Here is a 26,100-nt window from a genome sequence, read left to right on the forward strand (position 1 = left end):
TTATGGTACCTCTCTTTCTTCCTTACAGAGTATTCCGTGCAGAATAGCATTCTCAACTAATGGCTGCAAGATTAGCTTCAATACCTTGAATTGCAGCAGTTCTTCGTCCGGCTCCAGGACCAATTGTAATGATCCATTGAACCGCTTATTCTGGATGGAGAAGTAGGCTGAGATCTGCGCAATCTCATCCTTCAAGCTGACTACATCGCTTCCCCGATTTAAGACCGCACCGGCAACAATCTTGTACAGATAGAACTGAAGCGAATATAAATCTTTGTCCTGTATGAAGAAGAAGCTCATCGTCCAGTCATTCCAGTATCCCAAGGCAATGAATAGTCCAATCGAAGCAAGTGCAGGCTTCGCCAGCGGCAGGATCAGACGCAAGAAAATGGTAAAATCGTTGGCTCCTTCCAGCTTCCCCTCGCCGCAAGGAGGTCCACTTAGTCCATTATTATCGAACATCGTCCTTGACGAATTAGATAAGGAACTGGAAAAGAGGAACCTTCGCTTCGTGAGATATGCCGATGACTGTAACATTTACGTGAAAACGTGGAAAGCAGGACATCGCGTAATGGAATCCATTACCGCATTTATCGAAGGGAAACTGAAACTGAGGGTCAATCGAGAGAAAAGTGCGGTAGACCGCCCATGGAAACGAAAGTTTCTAGGGTTTACATTCAGTTGGGATAAGAAGAACCCGCGCATAAAGATCGCAAAACCATCCTTAGAGCGAATCAAAGCAAAGATCAAAGCGATCACCTCACGCAGCAAAGCGATCCCAATCGAGATGCGAATGAAGGAGTTAAATCAATATTTGACAGGTTGGTGCGGTTATTATGCCCTGACAGATACGAAAAGTGTGTTCCGAGAGTTGGATGAATGGACAAGAAGAAGACTTCGGATGTGTGTCTGGAAGCAATGGAAGCAACCAAAGACGAAGGTTAGAAAACTGCTGTCGATGGGAGTCCCGAAACAGAAAGCCTATGAATGGGGAAATTTGAGGAAGAAATACTGGCGTATCGCGTGTAGTCCAATTCTCCACCGATCACTGGATAACCAATACTGGGTATCCCTTGGTCTGAGAAGTCTCACGGACAGATACGATCAATTGCGGAATAGGACATGTACCGCCGTATACCGAACGATACGTACGGTGGTGTGAGAGGTCGGGGGCTAGGCGCCCCCTCCTACTCGATTGTAATATTTGATAAGGCGAATCTTTTTGTTGAGCTAACGGGCAGTTTAGTGCAGTAGCTGCCAATAAAATAAAAATCAATCTAGTAGCCGTCTTAACCGTTCCATCTACTCATCGCTACCCCCGATCAAGGTCAGGAATAATCCCTGATTGTACGGGCCGTCATACGTGTTTTTTCCCTCCTTCTAATTTACCATGTGTCATTTGTTCCCCTTTTGCAGAAATTTCAGTTTGAGGTTCACCAGTGCAATGCCTGCGATAATTAGAACGAGTCCCGCCACCAGTTTGGAAGTGATCGTTTCACCCAAGAAAAGGACACTGGTCACGATCGCAATGAGAGGGACTAGAAAATTAAACGAACCGACTTTGCCAGCTTCGCCCGATCCGACAAGCAGAAAGAATACGAGCCAGGTCAAGGCTGTACAGAAAATCGAAATAATCGACATAGACGAAAGGAATGACAGATTCCAAACGATATCCGTCCAGCTTTCAACGGTAGAGCCCGCAACCAACAATACGATTCCACCAAAGATCATCTGAACAGTGACCAACCAGACGGCATCGACCCTTGTCGTGGTTTTCTTTATATAGATGGTACCGAATGTCCAAGTGATCGTGCTGGCTAAACCGAGCAGGATGCCGACGGTCGAAATACTACCGGAGCCTCCGCTTACGCTGACGACAGCGACTCCAAGAAAGCCAAGAATCAAACCGACCATTTTCAAACTGGTCATGGATTCGCCCAGCCACAACCAAGCACCTACGCCGAGCAGAACAGGCTGCAAGAACACGATCGTCGAAAACAGTCCGGCTGGCATAGCCTTCAGTCCGTATGTTTGAAAGACGAAAAAGAGAATAATATTCAGCAATGCGGAGATTAGGTAGATGTACCAAGTATGCTTCAGATTAAGCTTTTTGTAGCGGGGTAAAGCGAAAGGAAGCAATATGAGACCCCCAATAAAGATCCTCAAGCCGGCGAAAAGCAACGGTGGCGCGAATTCGAGCGCATATTTGGAGAGCGGCCAGTTCACCCCCCACATTGTAACTAGAAACGTTAAATAAACAATAGTACGTGTTCGCGAAAGTTGCATCATGTGTCTTCAGCTCCTGTTGTGGATTTGTATTTATCATGATACAATGCCTCATAAGATAAATGAAATGAATGTTTTCTATAGAGGTGATATCAAAATTGTTATGACACATTCGCAACTGATGTTACTCGTGAAAATCGCCGAGACCGGCAATTTTACAAAAGCTGGGGAGCAATTGAATATGACGCAGCCTGCCGTAAGCCGAGCCATCTCCACGCTTGAATCGGAATTGGGGGTCATCCTCATGATTCGGGATAAGAAGAAAGGGATCATTCTCACCGATATTGGGAAGCGCCTGACTGTCATATTCAGAGAGATTTTGCACGGATACAATAAGGTGGAGCAGGAGGTAACGGCCGAGAAAGGGTTTGAAGTCGGCACCGTTCGCATTGGGACGTTCCCGATCGTGTCCGCACACTTCTTGCCGAAAATATTAAAGGTGATCGGGGAGAAGCACCCTGGGCTGAAGTTCGAACTGTACGAAGGAACTATTGACGAGATTAAAGAATGGCTGTCTTCTAGAATAATCGATGTTGGATGGATTATTCCGCCGAACGGTGAATTGGAAGGGATTCCGTTCTTTAAAGACGAGTTGTGTCTGCTCCTTCGAGACGATCATCCGTTGCAAAGCAGCCCGAAAATCCATATCACCGATCTCGACAAAGAACCTATGATTGTATGCAAAGGCGGGTTTGTAACGCCGATTTATGAGCTGTTTCAGCAATTCGGAATCGCTTTGCGCGTCAAATATGACGGCCACAACATAACCACGGCGTTGAGCATGATTCAAGAAGGGCTGGGCGTCGCGATCGTATCGACAACTTCGTTGTCGTTGTCGGTGCTGCCGCCTAATGTACGCGTCCGGACAATTGAACCGCAGCCGTTCAGAGAGATTTACTTGGCGGTTCCGTCTCTGAAGGAGGCTCCTCACGGGGTGAAGCTGTTCCTGCAAACCGCAAGGGAGCTTTATTTATCCGGTGACCGGAACCACTAATGTGCAAATTTTGCATAGAGTATTAGCTTATCTCGCTAAACTAACGGGACACGATAGCTGAAAAACAACACCGCGCCTGCCGGCCAAATATGAAGTGACCCCTTAAAGTTAGACAATATTTTTATGCAACCTGTTGGGCATGAGTTCGGTATTGTACCGGGCTCATGCCTTTTAATTTTGACTTGAAGCGTTTGTGATTATAGTAATCAATGTATCGTGCTAGTTCTTGCTTGAAGTGATCTACACTTTCAAACTCATTAAGATAAAGAAACTCTGACTTCATAATGCCAAAGAAGTTTTCCATTACTGCGTTATCGTAACAGTTTCCTTTGCGCGACATGCTTTGGGTAATTCCTTGTTTCTTCAAAGCATGTTGATACTGCTTCATCTGATAGTGCCAGCCTTGATCCGAATGCAGGAGGAGTTCATCCTCGTCGGATAAGCGTTTTAAGGCCTTATTTAGCATCTCAGAGACTAATGAATAGGTAGGACGAGTCCCTATTGTGTAGGTGATAATTTCACCGTTAAACAAGTCCAGAACAGGTGATAAATACAGCTTCTCACCAAACGACTTAAATTCCGTAATATCGGTAACCCACTTCTCATTTGGCCTATCTGCTTGAAAATTACGATCCAGTGCATTAGGCGCAATTTTGCCTACTGTTCCTTTATAGGAACGATATTTCTTCATACGCACCACTGATTTCAAGCCTAATTCTTTCATGATACGCTGCACTTTTTTATGATTAACTCGGTGTCCCCGATTAAATAGTTCATCACGGATACGACGATAGCCATAACGTCCCTGATGTTCCTCATAAATGGATTGAATAAGGAGTTTCAGGTCTGCGTCTAGATCGGGCTTGTCAAACTGCTTTACCCAGTAATAGAAGGTACTACGTGGGACTTCAGCGAGCTTTAGCAATTCAATCACCGGGAATTTGAGCCTTAATTCATAGACTACTTGCGCTTTGTCTTGTTTGGTGATTTTTCCTTGTTTTGAACTAAGGCATTCAACTTTTTTAAATAGGCGTTTTCCATACGCAAACGTTCTAATTCAGCTTGCAGAGCTTCAACTGAGCCCTCGGCAGGTTCTTGTTTCTTCTTAATGTTTTCGTTCTTATCTGTCAAGAGTGGACGCCCCTTTTTCTTTGATTTCAGGGCGTCCATCCCATGTTCATTAAATTGACTGCGCCATTTTCTAATGATCCCAGGAGAGGATATATTGAAAATGACAGCAGCTTCATTTGGTGACGTCCCATTCTCGTTCATATAGTTGAGTACGTCTAGTTTAAATGGCATGGTGTAAGCTGTATAGCTCTTTTCAAAAGTTTCTATGCCGTGATATTCGTATTGCCTAATCCACATACGTAAAACTTCATGATTTATCCCTAATGATTTCGCAATGCTTTTGACCCCTTCAGCACCATTCTGATACCGATGGATGGCCTCCAATTTCTCAACTAAACTGAATTTAGGTAAAAAAACTGCACCTCCTTTGTTAGGCGTGTCTAACAAATGGGGTGCAGTTCAATACGATCGGCTGCCTTTTGTTGAGCAAACGGGCAGTTATCCTCAACACAGAAAGTGTGAGTAATGTTAATATTAGGGATGTGAGGGAGGTTGTAAATATGTTTAACTTAATATTAGGAGTGGGAGTTTATTTTTTTGCAATTTTGCTTATGAGTTATTACTCTATAGGGGTTGGCTTTATACAGTCTATACAGATGGCATCTCTAATCACAATAATACATATTTTAATTCTTTTTATAGATAGGCTCTACAAGAGGGAAACTAATAATGGTGGAGAAGAATAATTGGGCAAATTCATAGGGAAGTGCTACGGTAACTACTCCCCTTTCATTAAGCTATCGGAGAACGTTAGTTCTATACAGAATAACTAAGACGAGGCTGCCGGCAGGAACGGTGGCCTCATTAGGCTATTGGGCAGAAACCGAGGGATGGGTAACGAGAACTTAAAGCGAGGGATTAACATCGATTCTATTGGGCGAAGCCCATTGACCCGGGAAGAAGCGCTTTAAGCCTAATCCATTATCGGGACCCGAAAAGACCACTGGAATGATCGAGAACGACCGACAGGCAGCCGGCTTCTCGCCAGCTGCCTGTCGTCGTGCTATTACGGTTCCGGCGGCGAGGCGTTCATTGCGGCGCAGTCCCGACGAACTCCTGCATCAGCTGATTGAACTTATCGCGTTCGTCGTAGAACGAGCCGTGGCCGCTGTACATGAACGGCACGAGCCGCGAATGGGGAATTTTTCGATGCATCTCCTCCGCCTGGCTGAACGGAATGACCTGGTCATGAATGCCGTGCACGATCAGCGTCGGCACCTGGATACGAGACAGGTCAACATTCAAATCGAAGTCCCGTAGCATGACGATGATCGCGGCCGTCGACCAGCCGGCGGCTTGCATGCCCATCCGATTGAACCAGTCCGAGAATGGCTTTGTGATGTACCTGAAGAAGAAAATGTCCGTCACGCCGAGCATCATGTTCGCCCGGTCGTTCAACGTCTGCTTCAGCAACTGTGCGGCCGTCTCCTTGGTGAAGCCGCGCGGCGCCGCCGCGTCGATCAGTACGAGCTGGGATACGCCGCCGCCATTGTACCGCACGACGTATTTGATCGCGATCGCGCCTCCGGTCGAATGTCCGGCGAGCACGAAATCTTTCAACTGCAGCGCATCGACGACGGCGCGGATATCGTCCGCAAGCCGCTCTAAATTATAGCCGCCGTAGGGCCGGTCCGACTTGCCGAAGCCACGCCAGTCGATGCCAATGCAGCGGTAGCCCATGCCCGGCAGCACGTCGAACTGATATTCGAACTGGTCATGGCTGAGCGGCCAGCCATGAAGAAACACTATCGTCTTGCTTCCCGTCGGGTTGATATCCTCCACGTAGAGATTTACCCCCGGCTCTACTGTTACGTAGTATCCCACCGTCAATGCCTCCACGAATCAAAATCCTATCCCGATATGATACGCGCTCAGCGCCCAAACGTGAATGCCCGAGCGGAAGCGCGGCGGTCCCGGTTCGTTGATTCTATAGACTAGGGATTCTCGCCATCATCTCGATCCCCTTGTTCTTCTCGCTGAAGACGTGCAGCGTACCCCCGAACGATCGGATGATCTGAAAGCCATATTTAATTTGAGCAAAAGGTAAACCGCTGAATAAAACTACAATATTGCTGACGAAGTGGCGATTATTTGTACGTAAATAGTAATTTATTGCAGTTCCTCTCACGGAGTCGGCGACATGCCAGCAAATGAACTAATGGGAACGATAGCACAATATAAGGGGCTTCCGAGAACTGTCTACTTTATTAAGCTAACAGACAATTTGGCTCAATACAGGAGGGGGGGGTGGCAAAATTACTAAGCTAAGAGAGGTGAAAATGATGAAATCAATTCTAGGGATTGTTTTTTATTTTTGTGCCATTTTGCTTCTGGTTTATTATTTTGTAGGGGTTAGTTTTATTAAGGCTATACAGATGGCAGTGCTTATAACCATGGTACATATCTTAATCCATCTCATAGACAGGTTTTACAAGAGAAAAGAGAGACGTAAGGGACGTAACTGAGGGGAGCAGTATTTCCTTTTTCATTACGCTAACGGGCAGATTTGCTTAATGAAATTATGTTAAAATTACTCCTACATCATGAGAGGAGTTACAGAAATGAAAATTAGTAAACACAGTGCTGAACACTATATTTGGGGCGACAAGTGCGATGGTTGGCATTTAGTAAAGAATCAAGATTTAAGTGTAATCCATGAAAGAATGCCAGCACATACTTCTGAAGTAAAGCACTATCACCAACAATCACGTCAATTTTTCTTTGTTTTAACTGGTACAGCTACCATAGAGATTGATGGCAATGAGATTGTGCTCAATACACAAGAGGGAGTAGAAGTGGCTCCTTTGGTACCCCATCAAATGTTCAATAAGTCAAATGATGAGATTGAATTTCTTGTAATTTCTCAACCTATAAGTAAGGGCGATAGGTTCTTAGTCGATTAAAGCTTTAAGCTAACGGATAACGATAGTTCAATTCAAGACATGTAGACAGCTGGTCAGTTCGATCGGCTGTCTTTGTTGAATTAACCGGTGGGTTGTGGAGTGTTACTAAGAATATGCCTATAGAAAACCCTTTTCTCTCAGTAATTTTTCTGTGGTCTCCCACAACTTGTGTTGCATTACTTTATCTCCTCCAGGAGATACTGGTTCGATTGATTGTCCGGTTCCGACATTAAAGTATCCACCCGTCTTTCTTTGATATTCCGGATCAACAATTAATCGGGTTATAATATCAGTTCCTTTTCGCGGATCTCCAAGGCGCAGGGCTTTAAACAATCGTTCCAGGACGGGGGCGAACCAAAGTTCTCGTCCGAGTCCGGTAACATTAAATCCAGGATTCAGTGCATTTACGCAGATACCCGCACCTGACCACCGCCGTGCAAGTTCAGCTGAAAACATAATATTTAATAATTTTGTTTTTCCATAGATGGGGGATGAGCCGCGAGCGGTAAATGGAGTTGTATCCGTTAAATCCTCTGGTAACTTCAAAATACCATGACGGCGTGAAGCTTCAGAGGAAACATTGACAACTCTAGCCTGACTCGAGTTTTGCAGGGAAGGTTTTAGTATCTGTGTTAAAACCCAGGGAGCGAAATAATTGACGGTAATCATCTCAGGAAGACCCTCGGGGGTGATGCGTGGCTTAAAAGCATGAATCCCCGCATTGTTCAACAGCACATCAATTTTAGGATAGTTGGCTGCTATTTCTCTCCCAACCCGTGAAACGTCCTTTATTGACGTAAAATCTCCATAAAAAAAATCAATCTTCGCTGACGGTGCATGCTCCTCAATTTGTTTTCTCGTGATTTCAGCGCGTTCTTTACTTCGGGCAGTCAAAATAAGATCAAATCCGCGTCTTCCTAATTCGAGCGCGACAAGCTGCCCAAGTCCGCTGGTGGCACCCGTAATGACAACATTTTCTTTTTTATCCATCGTCATTTCACCTTCCTATGATACACTTTAAAAGTGACTAATCAGCAAAATTTAGTTGATATATGTCCACTATAATAATTTAATTGATATATGTCAATCATTTTAAAGTTATGATATAGTCCTAGAGAAAGGGGAATGAGAATGAACGAGCATAAATCAATAAACGAATCTAGGGAGAAACTTGAGATTGAATTAGGTGAACAGCTTAATGCTCTCATTAGTTCTGCACATGCATTGAATGTAAAAGCCGCTGCTAAATTCGATTCCTCCATACAGCCTGCCGCCTTCCATATTGTTCGCTGGCTGTATTCCTATGGCGCCACTAATGCAGCCACGTTAGCTGAATCAACGGCAATGGATCGAAGTTCGGTCAGTCGCCTCGTCAAACAACTCCAGGATCTGGGATATGTAAATCGAGAAGCGTCGCCTAATGATGGGCGGGGAGTTGTATTATCTCTTACCGAGTATGGGCAACAAAAAATTATAGATGCGCTAAAGGAAAAAGAGTCTGTGTACTATGAACGGCTTTCGGACTGGAAAGATGCAGAACTTCATGATTTTATCCAAATGCTGAGGCGCTTTAATGGGTTTCGTTGTTGAAGTGTAACCCTTAAAGAAACAACTAGCAGTCGTAAGAGTTGAGCTAAGGGAAACGATAGTTGAATGAAAACAGCGTAAACCAGTCCGTTTAAGGGGGCTGGTTTTTTCGGTACATAAGATAAGTTATTTACTGAAAACGCAGTTACGCTAACGGGCAGCATTCCTATTATGAAGAAATACGAGGTTTGAGAAATAAAAAGACTCCTTGGTATGATGTATGTGGGTCCCAGATGCTGGCCAGCGAACGGATCCAAATACAAACCAAGGAGACTACAAGATGCATTCTACTCAAAATGAACGAATTAATCAAATCACTTCTTCTACTTTAATTGTCGGTGTCGACATCGCAAAATTTAAACATGTGGCACGGGCGCAAGATTACCGCGGGGTCGAGCTCGGAAGGCCAATTACGTTTGAGAATAACCGAGAAGGCTTTTAATTGTTCGTTAGCTGGTTCCGGAAGATTGCGACGGAGCAAGGGTTCAAGGACGCCATAGTCGGCATGGAACCCACCGGCCATTACTGGCTGAACCTCGCGTATTACCTGGGGGAACAACAAGTTTTATGCGGCGTAGTTAATCCGCTCCACGTGAAGAAAAGCAAAGAATTGGACGACAATTCGCCGACCAAGAACGACATCAAAGATGCCAAAGTCATCGCACAGCTTGTCAAAGATGGAAGATACGCCGTACCCAATCTTCTCCAAGGCAAATATGCCGAACTAAGGGAAGCGATGAAAATTCGCGATCATCTGTCGACTGACCTGCGAGTGGTGCAAGGTCGGGTTCATAATTGGTTGGATCGGTACTTTCCAGAGTTTCACACGGTGTTTAAAGATTGGGAATGCAAGTCTGCACGCCAAATGCTTAGCCTTTGTTTGTTGCCGCATGAGCTGGTTGCTCAGTCAGAGGAAGCTTTGCTAAGGCATCTCAGAGAGGTGGCTAAGCGAGGCCTCGGCATGGAACGTATGAGGTGTTTGAAAGCAGCTGCAGGTTGTTCTGTTGGCATACGAGAAGGTACAGAATTAGCAAAGCTCGAGCTTAAGCTACTGTTAACACAGTACGAGTTGCTTGAAAGTAAGTTTGCAGAGCTTGAAGCAAAGTTGGACGAGCTTCTGGAGCAAATCCCTCATGTGAAGCAAATTATGGCCATTAAAGGAATTGGTCGGGATAGCATAGCTGGTTTCCTCGCCGAAGTCGGCGACATCGAGCGTTACCGACATCCTAAGCAAATCATAAAGCTAGCGGGCTTGAACTTAAAAGAAAATACGTCCGGTAAACACAAGGGACAAACGAAGATCACGAAGCGCGGTCGTAAGCGACTACGAGCGCTACTATTTCGAGTCATGATGCCGTTGGTGGCAAAGAATCGCGCCTTTAAAGCATTGCATCAGTACTACACCAAACGGCCAACCAATCCATTGAAAAAGATGCAATCGCTCATAGCGCTTTGCGGTAAGTTAATTCGAATTCTCTTTGGTGTCCTGAAAAAGGGGCATCGGTTTAGTGAAGAAAAGATGTTGCAGGATATCCCGCGGTTCACGGAAGTGTCGTTAGCAGCTTAGACTTCATTGTTAATTCATAGAAGACGAACGTAGATAAGAAAGTTACAGACAATTGAAGCACGGATGAGTCGGAACAAAACTAACATACGGACGAAGATCCTGTCGGGCAGCATATCCGACCTCCACCTCATGGACAGGTTGAATGAAGGAATGTGGGAGCGTAGACTCTGTGAGACATGGGAGGGTTAACCACCATGAGGCTATGTGGAGATCCAAAGGTGCAACCATATATCTCCAGAATGTCCACTTTTTAAAGTGAGTGGTCTGAGTGGATGTATTTTTCTGATTTCTTCGTACCCATATTTTTCATCTTCTACAACCTTGTTCCATTCATTGTTTGTCTTGTACTAAAGAAAAACGTTCAAAATCTAAGAAAACAAGCGCATTTAAGAGGAAAACGATTCTCCATAGAGGGAGTTTAGTGTAACTTTTCAGTGAATGTTGCGTCATAAATTTAAACGGTTCGGCATGAGTAGTGTTACAGGAGGTGATTGTTTTGCGAAGAATCCTTTTGATTATCATATTCGGTTTTATTTTATCTGCATGCGGAAATAAAACAAGTTCAGATTTAGAGAACACCTCATCTCAAGTGATCGATCCCACTGTTGTTCTATTAACAGATACTGTAGGTAACCCAAACACGTTAAAAATCTCTTCAATGCTCTCGCAAGATCGCGCACTTGCATCTGCTAAGGAGTACGGTCCCAGGACTGGAAAATGGTTCGAGGGAGAAAATGGCTTTAACATCCTGACTTCCACCCCATCCCCAGTAAGACAGGCAGGAACTGATGTAGGAACCGGATTCAGTAAGGTTCCAGAAGGGCGCTCTGTTCGTTTTCAAATTACAAGTCGAGACAAGGAGGGGAATCGGGTGGAGCTTTTGAAGGAGTATATGGTGAACAATCGTAATAACGATACAAGACAACTAGATTTCACTTACCAGATGCCCGAACAACCCGATACAAATTATCTGTTCAGCATAGAAATTCTATCAGCTGAGAATGTTGTAGAGGACACGTTTCTTACTCCACTTTTTGTGCCAGCACATGAACTTAACGCACGCCTTTCCGTTAAACCGCCGGCAGTAGGATCTGATCAAACCGCATTGACCCTCTATAATGCAGGTCCGACCAACCTGTATTTTGGATATGGATACGCGATCTACCGAGAAGAACCTGAGGGATGGACCCTAGTTCCTGATGACAGATCTGTAGAAACCATCGCGATGCAGGCAAGACCTAGTGAATCTTACGTGGAAAAGGTTGTTTTACCACAAAAGATTGAACCAGGAAGGTATCGACTGGTGAAGAGTTTCAATGGATTCATGACGGATATAAGTGTGAAATTGGCTGCAGATTTCGAAATTCAATAAGAAAGTCAAATTAAAAATTAATGTATGCACTGAACTAACAGGATAGATAGTTGAATAATACACATGAATGAGCAGGCTCTGTGAGGGTCTGCTCATTTTATTAAGCTAACGGGCAGTTTACAGTAACGAAACTGATACATTTTGGATTCCGAAACCGTCTTTATACTGAAGTAGCGAAAGGAGGGGGGGCTTAGGCTAGCATGGAAGGATAATATTGGAACAAACGAAAATAGAAATTTTTTAAAAGGAGAATCGAGATGAGGCTGTTTGAACTTTTGCTTTTTTTGTCAAACATCGGCTTGTTTGCATTAACCGTCCTATTAAAAAAAGGACTGCGTAGAATTCCAGTATTCGTTGCAAGCGGGATCGCCACACTTTTACTGGTCATTCATTGGACGGTGGAAGGATACAGAGTTCAGCTATTTTTCCCATATTGCATTACGATCATTTTTTTAGCTATTTCAGGTTATAGCCATTTTAAAAAAAACGGCCAAAAAAAAATCCCACGATTCATGTTGGGTTCAGCTAATACCGCTATAGCGATAATGCTGGTCGTCACAGCGGGTCTCATGTATGCTTTTCCTGTATTTAAACTAACTAATCCGACAGGTGAATTTAAGGTAGGAACGCAAAATTTTCATTTCGTGGATACAAATAGGGAAGAAATTTTCGACGAAGCCAGAGATGGAAAAAGAGAATTGATGGTTCAAGTATGGTACCCGGCTCAAGCTGGCACTGGCAAGCACGCTCCCGTTATTCCCGATACCCAGATTTTACGTTATATGGCCGCGGACTATGGCCTTCCCGGGTTTACTTTTCAACACCTGAAGTACGTATCCAGTCATGCTTATTCGGGGGCCGAAGTCTCCTCGGCACAGACTTCATACCCGCTGATCCTTGCGAATCCCGGCAACGGCTCTTCCAGGTTCCTCCACACGTCGCAAGCCGAAAATCTCGCGAGTCACGGATATATCGTGGCAGTGATCGACCACACCTACAATACATTTGCAACCGAGTTTCCGGACGGTCGAATCACGACCAGCACAACTAACGATTTATTCTCGCCCGACCATGATTACCGGACGAGTAGAGGAAATCGCGACAAGTTAGGAAAAGTTTTAACCGGCGATGTGGCGTTTGCGCTGGACCAATTCGAGCTCATCCAATCGGGGCAGATTCCAAGTCATCTAAAAGGGAGGATTGATCTCGGTCATGTCGGGGTGTTCGGTCATTCCATTGGCGGAGCGACGGCCTATGACGCTTCTTACGATCCGCGAATCGCGGTTGGAATAGACTTAGATGGAGGGCTTTATCGACTGCGTGACAGAGAGGGTCTGCGAAAGCCGTTTTTGTTCATCAACTCGGAAAGCTATTTCGAAAAATTAAAAATGGTGATGGATAACCGGGTCTACACGGATGCAGAGCTAAACCGTATGGGATCAACAAGAGAGTGGGAGGATCAAGTAACGGAAGATAAAAAGTTGGAGCTTGAACGGATGCGTGAAACGGTCGACGAAGGGGGACAAGTCCTCTATATCGAAAATACGGAGCATTTGAATTTTGCCGACGTACAGTTCATTTCTCCGATTTTCAAAATGCTGGGCATTACAGGAAAGATTGCGCCCGAAAGAGCGAACTCCGTTATCAATGCCCAAATGCTGGATTTCTTCGATATGTATCTGAAAAATCAAGGCGGAATCTTAATGAAAGGACCGGATAGCCGCTTTCCGGAGGTGAAGTTCGTAACCTCGCTATAAATTACGGAGCAGGCTACCGGTTTTGATATGCTAATAAGATTGTAGAAATTTTAGACTGAAACAACATCATTGAACTAACGGGGAACGATAGTTGAATAACAAACATTAATGAGCAGGCGCTGCGGCGGCCTGCTCATTGTATTAAGCTAACGGGCAGGTTAGTTTAATGGACAGCATAAAATGGTTGGAGGTATTCGCCCAAAAAAGGAGGCGTTTAGCATAGAGGATAAGTCTCCAAAAAGAGAACTCCAGGAGGACGTTCGTAGTAATTCCAATAACCACTTTCATTACCGGCTGGGAAGGCTATTTGAGATTAAAAGAAATATTTTTTGGAGCTATGCGGAAGGCGATAACAAACTATATTTAGACAAAGTGGGTCACGAAATAGATCCATTTCTCAATAAATAATGAAGAACCTAGATAAAATGAAGAGACCATAGCTCGTTGCTATGGTCTCTGGTCTCTTTCTATGAAGCGGTCAGTAAAATTACTAACTACGAAATTCTCCTCACTTACTTCAACTGTCCGTCAACGCCTACTGCTGAACCGTTTAATCGCTTCCTCGGTCACCGGCGCGAAGAGGTTAACCAGATTGCCGTCGGGATCGCGAAACAGCACAGCACGGTTCCCCCACGGCATCGTGGTTGGTTCCTTTACCCACTCGTCGACAAACGGCTTTAAGCGCTCGTATTCGGCATCGACATCGTGGACGCGGAACTCGATGATGACACTGTGATTGTCGGCCGCCACTGCGGAACCAGCGCCAAACAGTTGCACCGTCTGGGAGTGGCCGATCGCCAGGGTGCACGATGGCACAACGAGTTCGGCAAAGACGGGCGCGGGGCGTTCCGCCGAAACACCCATGACTTTCTCATAGAACTCGACGAGACGATCCACGTCGTCGGTGATGATGCGTACAGAAGCAAAATTCACGAGATACCATCCTTCCTATAATAAATGATACAATACCGTTTCATATCATTTTGGGCCAAAATACTTCGCATTTATCTCCCACTCCTTTACGGTTACTTACTCCGATTATAAAAAAACGCTACTGACAACAGTATGTCAGTAGTGTTTTATTTTTTTTTTTTGCTTCCTAACGGGACACAATAGTTGAATAACACATTTAGGAGCAGGTGCTACGGTAGCCCTGCTTTTTTTATTAAACTAACGGACAAGATTGTTTAATCACCTCGCGAATATCTCTAGTAATGGTTAGTCTGTACGATGAGGAAAATATATGAAGTATGACTATTGGAGGGATACTATGTATGAATTCAGGTCAATCAATGACGTGAATAAAATATTTCAAAAATGTTATTTTTCGGAAGCGGGCGTTAAGCTAACGGGCAGGTTAGTTCCCATATTTAATGAATGCAACAGTGACATATTTGAAGCTATCTATAATTAATTGCTCTAAAGGGAGGTTTAAATTATGATTAAACGACAATCCTTGCTAGCAGTAGCGGACAATAATGTCCATAGGCTTAGGTAGATTAAGCAAGAATGTTTGGAGGTTAATCCGATATGAAAAATTTAAATACACTATTTCGGCAAAGAATTGGAATGTTATCTCATGAAACAATACAGTTTGATAACTTAGATGTTTTTCTTGAAAGAATTGCACGAGAGATACCATTTGAAAATCTTTGTGTCATTGACAATAGTGCAAGAAATATTACGAAAGAGAATTTAATAAACAAAATAATTACTAGAAATGAGGGCGGGCTGTGTTATGAGCTCAATACTATTCTGCATTTGTTCTTAATTGAAAATGGATTTACTTCGACCCTTGTTAGGGGTAGAACATACGACCATAATGAAAAACGGTGGAGTGCCGCTGGAAAGACACATATTTTAAATTTAATCACTCATGAAGATCAACAATATGTAGTTGATACTGGTTTTGGAGCAAACTTACCTTTAAGACCTATACCCTTAAGTGGAAGTGTTGTTGAATCTCATAATGGAGAATTTAGAGTGGAAAAAAACCGTAGTAAAGACGGTGAGTATTTTTTATATATTAGATTAAAACATAGACAGGAAGATTGGAAATTAGGGTATATATTTGATTCCACAGAGGAAGTAAAAGATTTTTCCGTGCTGAATGAAGTGCAGAAGTTAATAATAGAACATCCCGAATCACGTTTTAATAAAAAACCATTAGTCACAAAGATAAATGAACGAGGAATAATAATATTAACAAATACCTCTTTTATCGAATTGAATAATGGTAAAGAAACTAAAAAGGCAATAGATGACACTATATTTAAGAAAATGCTCATTAATGAGTTTAATATCAGAACCTTTGGAAACTTTTCCTCTAAATTAGAATTCAACTAACAGGACACGATAGTTCAAAAAAACACGGAAGCAGCCGACCACAATGGTCGGCTGCTTCATTACGCTAACGGGCAGTATACTTAATAAATTGTGTTCTAACTATAGCTTGGTTAATGGAAAAATTAAACAATGTGAAAAGAAGGGGAGTCAATTATTTTGCAGAAGCTAAATCTCATAGGTTTGATACTTATTATTGCTGCAATGCTGTGTGCATGCTCAAAGTATGTATCCGACCAACCGGAAACAGCAATAACAAAACAAGTTGAAGGAACTGCTTTGCACGTAGAGCCAATCGATTTATTTGCCGGAGAGGCACGGAAGTTCCAACCTTTTCTTGGCACGATGTCGGGTGCAGTGAAATTGAAGTACGGCGGAAACAAAAATGATATTTCTGCTAAAATTGAACTTTGGGAAAACGGAACGAAAACGAAGACATACAGTTCCAATGGCACTTCAATGCAGGATTCACAAAATAAGACAAAGGGAAACGATAGCTCAATGAACACTAAGACACGGCAGCCGACATAATGGCTGCCGTTTTCTCAACTAACTGGAGTAATGCACAATGATGTGCTGAGGAAATCAAATAGAAAATTTATAAATTTGTTAAATTGACTTGAAACTTCTATCCCAACCATTCCCATGTAATTTTTTTTAATTCAATGAAACATTTCCCCATGTTTCAAAGTGTTATGAGTAGAAGGAGGGGAGCAATTGGAAAGCAACGAAATGGGTATGAATGAATACTTAGAAATCTTGGTGAACAAATACGCCGACATGGTGCTGCGATTGGCACTAACCCACCTCGGAAACCTAGCGGATGCGCAGGATGTGTGTCAAGAGGTGTTTATCAAGCTTTTTAAGCACCAACGTCCCTTTAATGATGCCGAGCACGAAAAGGCTTGGATCATTCGAGTGACGATAAATACGTGCAAAGACGTGATCGGAAGTCCGTGGAAGAAATGGTTCTCTCCTGTTGAAGAGATAACACTGCCTATTGAGCATACCGAGAATATGGAGGTCGTGTCCTTTGTTCTTAAGCTCCCTCGGAAATACCGTATGGTTATCTATCTCTACTATTATGAAGGCTACAAAACAGCTGAGATTGCCGAGCTCCTGAACTTAAAAGAGAACACGGTTCGGACACAACTAAAGCGAGCGAAAGAGCTTCTGAAGGAAAAGATAATGGGAGGATTTGACGATGACGATTAGAACGAAGTATGTGAACGGAATGAACGAAATAAAGGCGGACAATGAACTCAAACAAAGAATCATCAACAAATCAATCACGAGTGCCGCTGAACCTCGATCTGTAGCTCGAGCATTTCACAGTAAGGCAGCGATGATTGCCGTTTCCTGCATGATTATATTCCTTCTTGCCGTTGGAGGACCACTTGTACTTCACAATAATGATCAAGAAAATCCAGCTACTTTATTTAGTGGATTCGTGGTTACAGCTTATGCGGCAGACGGCGCTCAAATAGTGGTAAAACCCGATGTAACCTTCCCGCTAGGTCAATACGCAATGTATATGAGCAGTGTGCCAGGCTTTCCTATAACAATTGGTTCAAAAGATGCAGACAAAATTGAAGTGAAAACCTCAGAGGGGGAGCTATTATTGTGGAACCCGGCGGATCCCATTGTGAAATATCAGGGGAAGGAAACGACTGTTAAGTCAGGCGATACAATCTATTGGTCTCCAATGGTAGAAGGCGCCCCGTCACAATCTTGGGGAACCGAAGGTATACTTGAGATAACCGCCTACAAGGATATGAAAAAGCTCGGGAGCGGTAGAATCGAGATCAAAATGGAAGATTACTACATGTACACTGGAAAGTTAACCAATGATTGAGAAGGGTTATTGTGAGCAATAAGACAGGCAATTAAAGATTTAGATTGCCGATAAGCATTAAGCTAAAGGGAAACGATAGTTCATTAAAAACACAGAAGCAGCCGACCACAATGATCGGCTGCTTCATTACGCTAACGGCCAGTTATGCTTAATGAAATTGTGCTAAAATGGAAAAATAATGCATAGGGAGTGGAGAGTTAAATGAGTTCTTTAGCCTTGCTGAAACAATCAAAGACAAAATATCTGTTACTAATACCTTCCTCCGTTATTACTTTTATTGTTCTTTTCTGTTCTTACATTTCGATATTTGGTTTCGAATACCAACATCGCTTCAGGGAAGGGTACATTGGCCCAAGTCCAGGTTCAAAATTGATTGGGGTTGTAATAGTTGCTGCTTATCTCATTCTGACATATATATTAACGTGGTTTTATAATGGGGACATAAGTGGAACTTTCTCGAGGCTAACCAGGTCATTGTTTAATACCTTTATTATCGTTACAGTAGGATGTTTGTCGAGTCTCCCATTGCTCTTTCCTGCATACTTTTCTCTTATAAGCTAACGGGCAGATTACTGGAGCTGATTGGGGGGGATTGGGGGGGAATGGTAATATTATCTTATCGGGGGTAAGGATATTAATGAATGAACTACAAGAACAGTGTATACAAGCAGCCATAGATTACGGTATTGCGGCATACGAAGTAATATCAGATTCAAAAAGAACCAACAAGTTATACGATTTATCAAGAAAGCTCTTCGTTACACTAAAAAAACAGCCTGATGGGATTCAAGGATTATATGAACTGCTTAATCATGAGCATCCCTATGTTAAGTATATGGCAGCTATTTACTTGCTTGCAGTGGACGAACCACGAGCAAAACAAGAAATAAATTATTTAGTTGGCTTCTCAAGACATTTAGATTTCAGTATTAAGTATCTGTTAATCGAATGGGATAATGGTAACCTGAAGGAATACTACTCATAACTTCAACACGTTAGCTCTATGATTACTACGTAAGCTACTGGCGATTTTCTCGATAGCCTATTGAGCTAACGGGTACGATAGTTGAACAAACATGGAGTAGTTTGCTGCGGCAGCTGCTCCCTTTCTTTATTAAACTAACGGGCAGGATAACGTAACAACATTTTATGGTAAAATTGATGGTGGTGATAATTAGAACGATAATTTAGGAGGAAATATGCGGAAGACAGAAATAGTAGCTTGGACTGAAACATGGAATGAGTTGTATGTAATAGAATCCAATTTAATCAGTCAAATTTTTATTAGCGAAATGACTTCTATTCATCATATTGGAAGTACATCTGTCCCGAATATCGGTTACGCCAAACCAATTATTGATATATTGGTTGTCGTTAAAGACATAGAGAAGATTGACTTCTACAATGACAAAATGGCTGTAAATGGTTACTCTGTCCGAGGTGAGCATGGAATTGAAAGAAGACGGTATTTTACAAAGGGTGGGAGTAACAGAACCCATCACGTACATATATACCAGACTGGAAATATAAACATTCAACTACATTTGAACTTTAAAGAATATTTACTTTTACACTCTGATGACGCTAAAAGGTACGGAGAATTGAAACTGAAATTAGCTAATAAGTACCCAGATGATACACATAAATACCAAGAAGGAAAGGAATCTTTTGTTAATGAGTTAGTAGAAAAGTCTATTAAATGGGCTTCGTCTCATAGGTAACAAAAAATATGGTGTTATGGGTGAAATGGGGAAGTTATTAAGCGAACGGGTAACTATAGTTCAATCACAAGAGGGCTGCCATATGGCAGCCCTACTTTCAACTAACGGGCAGTTTACCGGGGTGGACTAGAAAACGGGGCCGCAAGATCAGTCTCAGGAATGGTTACCACTTAATGGTTACGTGCTAAGTAAACGTCTTACAAAATTGTAAGGTAGATGTAAGGCAAATCGATAGCTTAGGTCAGTCTTGCAGGATAATATTGGAAAAAATGAAAATAGAAATTTTTTAAAAGGAGAATCGAGATGAGGCTGTTTGAACTGTTTCTTTTTTTGTCAAACATCGGCTTGTTTGCATTAACCGTCCTATTAAAAAAAGGACGGCGTAGAATTCCAGTATTCGTTGCAAGCGGGGTCTCCACAATTTTCCTGGTCATTCATTGAACGGTGGAAGGATACAGAGTTCAGCTATTTTTCCCATATTGCATAACGATCATTTTTTTAGCCATTTCAGGTTATAGCTATTTTAAAAAAAACGGCCAAAAAAAATCCTACGATTCATGTTGGGTTCAGCTAATATAGCTATAGCGATAATGCTGGTCGTAACAGTGGGTCTCATGTATGCTTTTCCTGTATTTAAACTACCTGAACCGACAGGCGAATTTAAGGTAGGAACGCAAACTTTTCATTTCGTGGATACAATGAGGGAAGAGATTTTCGACGAAGCCAGAGATGGTAAGAGAGAATTGATGGTTCAGGTATGGTATCCGGCTCAAACTGGCACCGGCAAGTACGCTCCCTTTATTCCCGATACCCAGATTTTACGTTATTGGAGATTGTCCAGTAATAGCAAACTCATTTACTGATCTATTAGAACAATTGGTCCAAAATAGCGGAGAAAGGTGGTACTGGCTTAAAGAGGACTTCAGACCACTAGGTGACGCCTACGATGATGTTACTGAAAATGAACCATTGAAGTAACGGGAAACATTAGTTGAGTAACACTCCGCTGATGTTAATGATTCGCAACCGTCGGATCGAGGCTTGCGCCGACGTAGCTTGCGCGAATAATACCTAACTTGAAATCAAATAAAACAGCGAACGCCTCGCAAAGCGCATCGCTGTTTTTTTGTTACACTTCGATATTGGCCGCAATGCTATCTTCCCGGCCATACTCACGGATGAGCGCTGCTACCGCTTGGTGATGCGGATTCGGGCCATAAGCCTCTAGCGCTGTCTTGTCTTCGAATCGGACGCGAAGCAAGAGCTGGTAGCCTTTGTTGTTGTCCGAGAAATTATTTCCTGCGTTCACTTCAACGACACCAGACAAGTGTTGCTTCAGCGCCTTAAATCGCTCCACAATTTCCTGCAGCTGTGCGTGGGTTGTTTGCTCACCGAATTTCACGAGAATAATGCGATCGATCATGTAAAGATCCCCTCTTTCCTCAACATCAATAACTTTAAGCACTATAGCATGAAACGGGCAAGCTTTTCCAGTTCGTCGTGACACTACTCAACACCTTGTTGCGTCATAATTCGGCGAGGTATTGAAGTAACGGGCAGGATAGTTCGGATTTATCGATCTTCTTTAAGTTCTGGCAGGCCGCGCTGCCGGACATGCCTCGTAATCACTTTCGTTATATTGTGACTCGGAGCAGAATGAAACGGACCAGCGTAATGTCGAACGCTAGTCCGTTTCTGTTTGTTCATTTTTCTCCTTTTTGAGCTGCTTTCGCTCAACATGGGCCACTCCCCATTGATGTAAAGTTTCCAAAATCGGAGACAGGCTCATGCCGTATTCCGTGATGGAGTATTCTACTTTCGGCGGGATTTGCGGATAAATGACTCGTTTAACGATCTCTTCCTCTTCCAATTCGCGCAGATGGAGCGTAAGCATCCTTTGAGTGATATCGGGCAGCAATCTTCTTAGCTCATTGAACCGCAAAGGTTTACCTTGAAGCAAATGATAAAGGATAATCGGCTTCCATTTGCCAACGATCGAATCCAGCGCCACAACGAATTGACATTGGACAGGGTTCTTTTGCATACGAAGGCCTCCGTTACAGTACCTTTTTTAATACTATACCACATTATTGTGCGTACTTAAAATATGTAAGTATATATAATATGATTATCCTTGAAAGTATAACTGATTACAGAAGGGAAGTTTTGATTCATGGCAACCGTATTGTACATCACCGCACACCCTCTCGATCCTCAATCATCGTATAGTCTCGCGGTAGGCAAAGAGTTTATCGAAGCGTACCGCGAGGCAAATCCGAGAGATGAAGTTGTTCATTTGGATCTCTACAAAGAGAATATTCCGCAATTTGATGCTGATGTTTTAAGAGGTTGGGAAAAGCTTCGGTCGGGTTCATCTTTCGATCAACTGACTGATGCTGAGAAGTCAAAAGTGGCTTGTCTTGAAGCGATTGTTGATCAATTCGTGGCTGCTGATAAGTACGTATATGTTTCCCCGATGTGGAATTTCACGATCCCACCGGTTTTGAAAGCATACACTGATGCGACTTCAATTCCGGGTAAGACTTTTAGATATACCGAGAACGGCCCTGAAGGTTTGTTGACCGGTAAGAAAGTCTTACACATTCAAGCTAGTGGTTCTGTTTATTCGGAAGGTCCTTTAGCTCCACTTGAAATGGGATACAGCTATCTGAATAAGGTTTTACAGTTCTATGGGATTCAATCTATTGAGGCAATTTTTGTTGAAGGAACGGCATTAAAATCACAAGAGCAAGCTCCAGCTATTAAAGAAAAAGCAATTGCACATGCTAAGGAAGTTGCCAAACGTTTCTAATCGGGGGATCGTTCTCAAACCGGAATCCATAAAAGCAAATTCACCAAAAGTGAAGTAATGCTGCGAAGCTGATTCCGATTACTTTCGGGGGAGCCCCCATTATCCACAGGAAATCAAGTTGCGTATATTTCCCAAATAATAAAAAGCCTGTTGAAGTATTTCAATAGGCTTTTTATTGCGCTAACGGAGAACAATAGCTTAACCAGACATGAACATGAGGACAATCCTCTATACTTCTTGGTACGAAATGCGTCTCTCGGCCAAAGGACGACGTAGCCGTTTCGTCTTGTGGCTGCCGTATGATTCGAATATGATGGAAGGAGGACGTTTCAAGTAGATCGACCTAAGGAGGCGAAGATGAACGAAGCCGCTTTTGATATGAAGTTATTTGAGAGCTACAAGCCGGGGTTAACCTCGTATTGTTATCGAATGTTGGGATCCATTGATGATGCGGACGATGCGGTACAGGAAACCTATATTCGGGCATGGCAGAGCTGGGATCGATTCAGACAGGACTCATCCATTAAAACATGGATCTACCGCATAGCGTCGAACTTATGCCTGGACAAGCTGAGGCAAGCGAAGCGCCGTACGCTTCCCGTTGACCTGTCCGGCCCGGCGATCAAGATTGTCGAACCGAACGAAACGCTGCCAGACTCGTCCTGGATTTGGCCCTCACCCGAATTTGGAGAAAATCCGGAAGATGCTCTCGTTCGCAAGGATACCCTTCAGCTCTGCTTTATCGCACTCTTGCAAACCTTGCCGTCTCGTCAACGCGCGGTTCTTATTCTGAAGGATGTTTTTGAATGGTCTTCGAAACAAATTGCGGAAACGTTGGGAATGTCACCGGCAGCGGCGAACAGCGCCCTGCAACGAGCCAGGGAGACGATGGACCGAACGCGGCTTCGCTCCGACGAATTTAGTAAGATGGATGTCAATCCCGACCAGAATCTCCTCTCGCGGTATGTGGAAGCGTTTGAGCAATTCGATATCCATGCGCTTGTGTCGTTGTTCCATGAGGAAGGTTGTATGTCCATGCCGCCTTTCGCCATGTGGATAAGCGGGCAAGAAAATTTGTCCGCGTTTTTTGCGCTTACGCGCTGGCATTGCGAGGGGTCCATATTTTTGCCAACTACAGTGAATGGCGGTTATCCCGCTCTGGCGCAGTATGTGCCGGGTAAGGAGGCATCCGTACTGGTGCCTTGGGGCATTCACGTGATTGAAGTGAAAGATAATCGGATATTCCATGTTCAAAATTTCATAAATGCAAAATTATTTTCCCGATTAGGGCTTCCGGAACAAATAGACCGATGAATTCGGAGATTGGCATTCGTCTATATTAGTGAGAAACAAAATTCCCGTAAAGAGGTGTCCTTCACAATGGAAACAAGCAATCCAACGAAAGTAACCGTAGAGACCGTCGTTCAAGCCCCTGTAGCAAAAGTATGGAGCTATTGGACCGAGCCGGACCACATTACGAAGTGGAATCAACCTTCCGAGGAATGGCATGCGCCAAGAGCGGAGAACGACTTGCGGGTCGGCGGCGAATTCCTGACAAGGATGGAAGCGAAGGATGGCAGCATGGGTTTTGATTTTAGCGGAATTTACGACAAAGTGAAGCTGCATGAGACGATTGCCTACACATTGGGAGACGGACGGAAAGTGGATATTGCGTTCGTCGATCAAGGCGAGGCCACTAAGGTCGTTGAAATCTTCGACGCCGAGAGCACTCACCCTGTTGAATTCCAACAGGCGGGTTGGCAAGCGATTATGGATAGTTTCAAACGATATACGGAAGCATCATGAGAATAAATCGAGGCGCCCATTAGGGCGCCTTTTTCAACATACAGGATAGTATATGACATCGTCCTACTTTCTTTATATTTCTCAGAACGAAACGCGCTCTGCCACCAAAGGACGGCAGAGCGCGTTTTGCCTTGGATGAAAGTGCTAAACAAAGTGGAGTTCCTGCATTTTAAGTTCTTTGGCAGGAATATAAGTTCCATTTTGCAACAAAAATGGAACTTATTCCGTCGAAATATCAGAATGCAGATGCGAAACGCAAAAAGAAGGGGGATCCAATGAAATTCAACCGATGAGTAGTGTCAGTCGGGCGCATACATGTATTTTCTAACTGGCAGGTTAACGCAACAAAAAAGCTTCATTATTCGTTTTTAATGAAGAGTGGAAATTATGAAAAAGTTTTTAACATATTCCAATTTATAGAATGAGCTGTACAAGCCACGTTCTAGTTGTTAGGGCAATTCTGTATCCATCGTAGATACAGATAGAAAGGTGTGTAAATTTGTTTAAGCTTAACCATGTATCCCGTCCTATTCGCAGCATTTTATTCGTAATCATCATTCTCGTTTTCTCGATTAGCACCGCATCTGTTCTGTTATATGGCGATCACTTTCTGCTTGGGTCTTATGAGAAATTAAATAATGACGACGTGAAGTATGTAAATAGCGCTAAGATTTTATTGAATAAGCACACGATTGCTTATAACAGCGGCGAGGAGCCATCAACTTTCATCATGCCGGGAATGCCGGTCGTGCTGGCTGGTCTCATGCTCATCTTCGGACAAGGAGATGGAGCGGTTGTAGCATTCCGAGTCCTGCAGGTAGCCCTTCAAGCCTTCTCGATCTATTTGATATTTATAGTGGCAAATCAGCTTTTTAATAGTAGAGCAGCTATTATTGCCAGTATCGCAACCGCGCTTTATTTGCCCGATTATTTTTCCTCCGGCGCAATTTTATCGGAAACGATGTTCCGCACCCTTTTCATATTGCTTATTTGCTTCAGCCTTCTCGCCTTAAGGAGCCAGCAAACGAAATATTACCTTATTGCGGCCGTTTTTGTTGGACTAGCTTGTTATTTCAAGCCGCATACGGTGCTTTTTCCCGTTGTCTGGTTCTTTTTATGGCTTGTGCAGAGGGTATCCTGGAAAACGATAGTGAAGCATACGGGAATTATTTCGCTAACGATGATCCTTCTTCTATCTCCATGGTGGGTTCGGAATTATATTACGTTTGATAAATTCATTCCATTCACACAGTCAGCAGGCAATCCGATGCTATTAGGTGCGCTTATCCACTACGGGGCGCCTTCAAAGGCCTTCTTCGACGCCCATCCGGAATACGAGGGTAGCAGTGATAACTTATTTGTAGGCTCAGACGCCGCTCTGGCGGAAACGGCCCAAAAAATTGTGATTTTCGGCTTCCAGCATCAGCCATTGAAATATTTGAAATGGTATACGGTCGATAAAGTATTTGGATTATACGAGGTTCCTTACTATTGGAAAACGGTATTTGGTGTAAATATATGGATCACGGGCATCTATCATGTCGTATTTATGCTTCTTGGAGCAGCCGGGCTGTTGATTATGCTTATACAAGCCCTCCGGCAAAAGAAGATTCCCTATTTATTTTTACTGCTTGCATTGGCCTATTTTACAGTGATCTATGTTCCATTCGTCGCCTTCAACAGGTATGGTTATCCGAATGTGTTTCTTATCTTTCTGGCTGCGGGCTTCTTTATTGACTGGGCCGTTGCAAGGTATCAGAGTAGGAGAGTAAAAGCTTCTGCCACTGTGAACCTTTAAGGGCTTCTACCCAATCGCGCATTCAATGGTCACAGGCGCTACCTCTAGTTTGCCGCATATTTAAACAACAAAATAATAGCTGCAGTATACAACAGTCCTCATCATGAAAGCATGGTGGGGGCTGTTTGACGCTTACCTTTGAATGTTATAACGAAGGTAATAAGATTT

22 protein-coding genes and 3 pseudogenes are annotated in these 26,100 nt (G+C 43.4%); 17 read left to right on the forward strand and 8 right to left on the reverse strand.

The window, feature by feature from the left end; all coding sequences use genetic code 11:
- Complete coding sequence (locus MRBLPE1_RS26220) at positions 1 to 462, reverse strand: hypothetical protein (RefSeq protein ID WP_364151558.1); 462 nt, start codon at positions 460 to 462, stop codon at positions 1 to 3.
- Here MRBLPE1_RS26220 and MRBLPE1_RS26225 point away from each other — a divergent pair.
- Positions 422 to 1,162: pseudogene (locus MRBLPE1_RS26225) on the forward strand (group II intron maturase-specific domain-containing protein); the annotation flags it as partial. The gene MRBLPE1_RS26220 and the pseudogene MRBLPE1_RS26225 sit on opposite strands and share 41 nt — an antisense overlap.
- Positions 1,163 to 1,395: 233 nt before the next feature.
- Here MRBLPE1_RS26225 and MRBLPE1_RS26230 read toward each other — a convergent pair.
- Positions 1,396 to 2,289, reverse strand: coding sequence for a DMT family transporter (locus MRBLPE1_RS26230; protein WP_364151240.1), 894 nt, complete (start codon positions 2,287 to 2,289; stop codon positions 1,396 to 1,398).
- A gap of 100 nt (positions 2,290 to 2,389) precedes the next feature.
- On the opposite strand from MRBLPE1_RS26230, the gene MRBLPE1_RS26235 reads away from it, so the two are divergent.
- Positions 2,390 to 3,280, forward strand: a complete 891-nt coding sequence (locus MRBLPE1_RS26235) for a LysR family transcriptional regulator (protein ID WP_364151243.1) — start codon at positions 2,390 to 2,392, stop codon at positions 3,278 to 3,280.
- Positions 3,281 to 3,401: 121 nt separating this feature from the next.
- Here the strand turns inward: MRBLPE1_RS26235 and MRBLPE1_RS26240 are convergent.
- Positions 3,402 to 4,735 (reverse strand): IS3 family transposase gene (locus tag MRBLPE1_RS26240; RefSeq protein ID WP_414698926.1). Its coding sequence is split into 2 segments (ribosomal slippage): positions 3,402 to 4,306 and positions 4,306 to 4,735, totalling 1,335 coding nucleotides; the frame shifts between segments, so codons are not numbered across the junction.
- A gap of 705 nt (positions 4,736 to 5,440) precedes the next feature.
- Entirely contained in the window at positions 5,441 to 6,235 is a 795-nt protein-coding gene (locus MRBLPE1_RS26245; RefSeq protein WP_364151542.1) for an alpha/beta fold hydrolase, read from the reverse strand.
- 737 nt (positions 6,236 to 6,972) lie between these two features.
- Between MRBLPE1_RS26245 and MRBLPE1_RS26250 the strand changes: the two genes are divergently transcribed.
- Positions 6,973 to 7,314: a cupin domain-containing protein gene (locus tag MRBLPE1_RS26250; RefSeq protein WP_364151245.1), complete on the forward strand. Its 342-nt coding sequence runs from the start codon at positions 6,973 to 6,975 to the stop codon at positions 7,312 to 7,314.
- Positions 7,315 to 7,431: 117 nt separating this feature from the next.
- Here MRBLPE1_RS26250 and MRBLPE1_RS26255 read toward each other — a convergent pair whose 3' ends face one another.
- On the reverse strand, positions 7,432 to 8,304 hold the full coding sequence (locus tag MRBLPE1_RS26255; protein WP_364151247.1) for an SDR family NAD(P)-dependent oxidoreductase: 873 nt from the start codon (positions 8,302 to 8,304) through the stop codon (positions 7,432 to 7,434).
- 135 nt (positions 8,305 to 8,439) lie between these two features.
- Here MRBLPE1_RS26255 and MRBLPE1_RS26260 point away from each other — a divergent pair, with 135 nt between their 5' ends.
- The 4 genes and pseudogenes from MRBLPE1_RS26260 to MRBLPE1_RS26275 all read left to right on the forward strand — a co-directional run bounded on the left by MRBLPE1_RS26260 (position 8,440) and on the right by MRBLPE1_RS26275 (position 13,597).
- Entirely contained in the window at positions 8,440 to 8,904 is a 465-nt protein-coding gene (locus MRBLPE1_RS26260; protein WP_364151249.1) for a MarR family winged helix-turn-helix transcriptional regulator, read from the forward strand.
- A gap of 277 nt (positions 8,905 to 9,181) precedes the next feature.
- Positions 9,182 to 10,468: pseudogene (locus MRBLPE1_RS26265) on the forward strand (IS110 family transposase).
- 496 nt (positions 10,469 to 10,964) lie between these two features.
- Positions 10,965 to 11,840 (forward strand): immunoglobulin-like domain-containing protein, encoded by an 876-nt coding sequence (locus MRBLPE1_RS26270; protein WP_364151252.1) that lies wholly within the window; start codon positions 10,965 to 10,967, stop codon positions 11,838 to 11,840.
- 257 nt (positions 11,841 to 12,097) lie between these two features.
- The gene (locus tag MRBLPE1_RS26275) at positions 12,098 to 13,597 is read left to right on the forward strand and encodes an alpha/beta hydrolase family protein (RefSeq protein ID WP_364151254.1); all 1,500 of its coding nucleotides are present in this window, start codon (positions 12,098 to 12,100) and stop codon (positions 13,595 to 13,597) included.
- A gap of 528 nt (positions 13,598 to 14,125) precedes the next feature.
- Here the strand turns inward: MRBLPE1_RS26275 and MRBLPE1_RS26280 are convergent.
- Entirely contained in the window at positions 14,126 to 14,530 is a 405-nt protein-coding gene (locus MRBLPE1_RS26280; protein WP_364151256.1) for a VOC family protein, read from the reverse strand.
- Positions 14,531 to 15,127: 597 nt separating this feature from the next.
- Here MRBLPE1_RS26280 and MRBLPE1_RS26285 point away from each other — a divergent pair.
- From MRBLPE1_RS26285 to MRBLPE1_RS26310, 6 genes are all read left to right on the forward strand, one after another.
- Positions 15,128 to 15,943: an arylamine N-acetyltransferase family protein gene (locus MRBLPE1_RS26285; RefSeq protein ID WP_364151258.1), complete on the forward strand. Its 816-nt coding sequence runs from the start codon at positions 15,128 to 15,130 to the stop codon at positions 15,941 to 15,943.
- 156 nt (positions 15,944 to 16,099) lie between these two features.
- Positions 16,100 to 16,471, forward strand: coding sequence for a hypothetical protein (locus MRBLPE1_RS26290; protein WP_364151261.1), 372 nt, complete (start codon positions 16,100 to 16,102; stop codon positions 16,469 to 16,471).
- Positions 16,472 to 16,657: 186 nt separating this feature from the next.
- Positions 16,658 to 17,155 (forward strand): sigma-70 family RNA polymerase sigma factor, encoded by a 498-nt coding sequence (locus MRBLPE1_RS26295; RefSeq protein WP_364151263.1) that lies wholly within the window; start codon positions 16,658 to 16,660, stop codon positions 17,153 to 17,155.
- Positions 17,145 to 17,795 carry a hypothetical protein gene (locus MRBLPE1_RS26300; protein ID WP_364151265.1) on the forward strand — a complete coding sequence of 217 codons (651 nt, stop codon included), beginning with the start codon at positions 17,145 to 17,147 and terminating at the stop codon, positions 17,793 to 17,795. The genes MRBLPE1_RS26295 and MRBLPE1_RS26300 overlap by 11 nt, the downstream gene beginning before the upstream one ends.
- A 637-nt stretch (positions 17,796 to 18,432) precedes the next feature.
- On the forward strand, positions 18,433 to 18,780 hold the full coding sequence (locus MRBLPE1_RS26305) for a HEAT repeat domain-containing protein (protein ID WP_364151268.1): 348 nt from the start codon (positions 18,433 to 18,435) through the stop codon (positions 18,778 to 18,780).
- Positions 18,781 to 18,994: 214 nt separating this feature from the next.
- Positions 18,995 to 19,516: a GrpB family protein gene (locus tag MRBLPE1_RS26310; protein WP_364151270.1), complete on the forward strand. Its 522-nt coding sequence runs from the start codon at positions 18,995 to 18,997 to the stop codon at positions 19,514 to 19,516.
- Between the two features lie 1,129 nt (positions 19,517 to 20,645).
- On the opposite strand, the gene MRBLPE1_RS26315 is transcribed toward MRBLPE1_RS26310, so the two are convergent.
- Positions 20,646 to 20,939: a Dabb family protein gene (locus MRBLPE1_RS26315; protein WP_364151273.1), complete on the reverse strand. Its 294-nt coding sequence runs from the start codon at positions 20,937 to 20,939 to the stop codon at positions 20,646 to 20,648.
- Between the two features lie 261 nt (positions 20,940 to 21,200).
- Positions 21,201 to 21,560: a winged helix-turn-helix transcriptional regulator gene (locus MRBLPE1_RS26320; RefSeq protein ID WP_056626055.1), complete on the reverse strand. Its 360-nt coding sequence runs from the start codon at positions 21,558 to 21,560 to the stop codon at positions 21,201 to 21,203.
- Positions 21,561 to 21,689: 129 nt separating this feature from the next.
- Here MRBLPE1_RS26320 and MRBLPE1_RS26325 point away from each other — a divergent pair, with 129 nt between their 5' ends.
- From MRBLPE1_RS26325 to MRBLPE1_RS26340, 4 genes and pseudogenes are all read left to right on the forward strand, one after another.
- Positions 21,690 to 22,328, forward strand: a complete 639-nt coding sequence (locus tag MRBLPE1_RS26325) for an FMN-dependent NADH-azoreductase (protein WP_364151276.1) — start codon at positions 21,690 to 21,692, stop codon at positions 22,326 to 22,328.
- 348 nt (positions 22,329 to 22,676) lie between these two features.
- Positions 22,677 to 23,642 (forward strand): annotated as a pseudogene (locus tag MRBLPE1_RS26330) (sigma-70 family RNA polymerase sigma factor); the annotation flags it as partial.
- A 66-nt stretch (positions 23,643 to 23,708) separates the two neighbouring features.
- Positions 23,709 to 24,134, forward strand: coding sequence for an SRPBCC family protein (locus tag MRBLPE1_RS26335; protein WP_364151278.1), 426 nt, complete (start codon positions 23,709 to 23,711; stop codon positions 24,132 to 24,134).
- Positions 24,135 to 24,633: 499 nt separating this feature from the next.
- Complete coding sequence (locus MRBLPE1_RS26340) at positions 24,634 to 25,932, forward strand: glycosyltransferase family 39 protein (RefSeq protein ID WP_364151281.1); 1,299 nt, start codon at positions 24,634 to 24,636, stop codon at positions 25,930 to 25,932.
- The last annotated feature ends 168 nt before the right edge of the window (positions 25,933 to 26,100 follow it).

Source organism: Paenibacillus sp. LPE1-1-1.1 (genome assembly GCF_040676435.1).
In the GTDB taxonomy this organism is placed as follows: Bacteria; Bacillota; Bacilli; order Paenibacillales; family Paenibacillaceae; genus Pristimantibacillus.

Bases quoted from the DNA above. Each gene is read 5' to 3' on its own strand.
- MRBLPE1_RS26220 (WP_364151558.1), bottom strand. From the start codon at position 462: ATGTTCGATAATAATGGACTAAGTGGACCTCCTTGCGGCGAGGGGAAG.
- MRBLPE1_RS26230 (WP_364151240.1), bottom strand. From the start codon at position 2,289: ATGATGCAACTTTCGCGAACACGTACTATTGTTTATTTAACGTTTCTA.
- MRBLPE1_RS26235 (WP_364151243.1), top strand. From the start codon at position 2,390: ATGACACATTCGCAACTGATGTTACTCGTGAAAATCGCCGAGACCGGC.
- MRBLPE1_RS26250 (WP_364151245.1), top strand. From the start codon at position 6,973: ATGAAAATTAGTAAACACAGTGCTGAACACTATATTTGGGGCGACAAG.
- MRBLPE1_RS26255 (WP_364151247.1), bottom strand. From the start codon at position 8,304: ATGGATAAAAAAGAAAATGTTGTCATTACGGGTGCCACCAGCGGACTT.
- MRBLPE1_RS26260 (WP_364151249.1), top strand. From the start codon at position 8,440: ATGAGAATGAACGAGCATAAATCAATAAACGAATCTAGGGAGAAACTT.
- MRBLPE1_RS26275 (WP_364151254.1), top strand. From the start codon at position 12,098: ATGAGGCTGTTTGAACTTTTGCTTTTTTTGTCAAACATCGGCTTGTTT.
- MRBLPE1_RS26285 (WP_364151258.1), top strand. From the start codon at position 15,128: ATGAAAAATTTAAATACACTATTTCGGCAAAGAATTGGAATGTTATCT.
- MRBLPE1_RS26300 (WP_364151265.1), top strand. From the start codon at position 17,145: ATGACGATTAGAACGAAGTATGTGAACGGAATGAACGAAATAAAGGCG.
- MRBLPE1_RS26305 (WP_364151268.1), top strand. From the start codon at position 18,433: ATGAATGAACTACAAGAACAGTGTATACAAGCAGCCATAGATTACGGT.
- MRBLPE1_RS26310 (WP_364151270.1), top strand. From the start codon at position 18,995: ATGCGGAAGACAGAAATAGTAGCTTGGACTGAAACATGGAATGAGTTG.
- MRBLPE1_RS26315 (WP_364151273.1), bottom strand. From the start codon at position 20,939: ATGATCGATCGCATTATTCTCGTGAAATTCGGTGAGCAAACAACCCAC.
- MRBLPE1_RS26320 (WP_056626055.1), bottom strand. From the start codon at position 21,560: ATGCAAAAGAACCCTGTCCAATGTCAATTCGTTGTGGCGCTGGATTCG.
- MRBLPE1_RS26325 (WP_364151276.1), top strand. From the start codon at position 21,690: ATGGCAACCGTATTGTACATCACCGCACACCCTCTCGATCCTCAATCA.
- MRBLPE1_RS26335 (WP_364151278.1), top strand. From the start codon at position 23,709: ATGGAAACAAGCAATCCAACGAAAGTAACCGTAGAGACCGTCGTTCAA.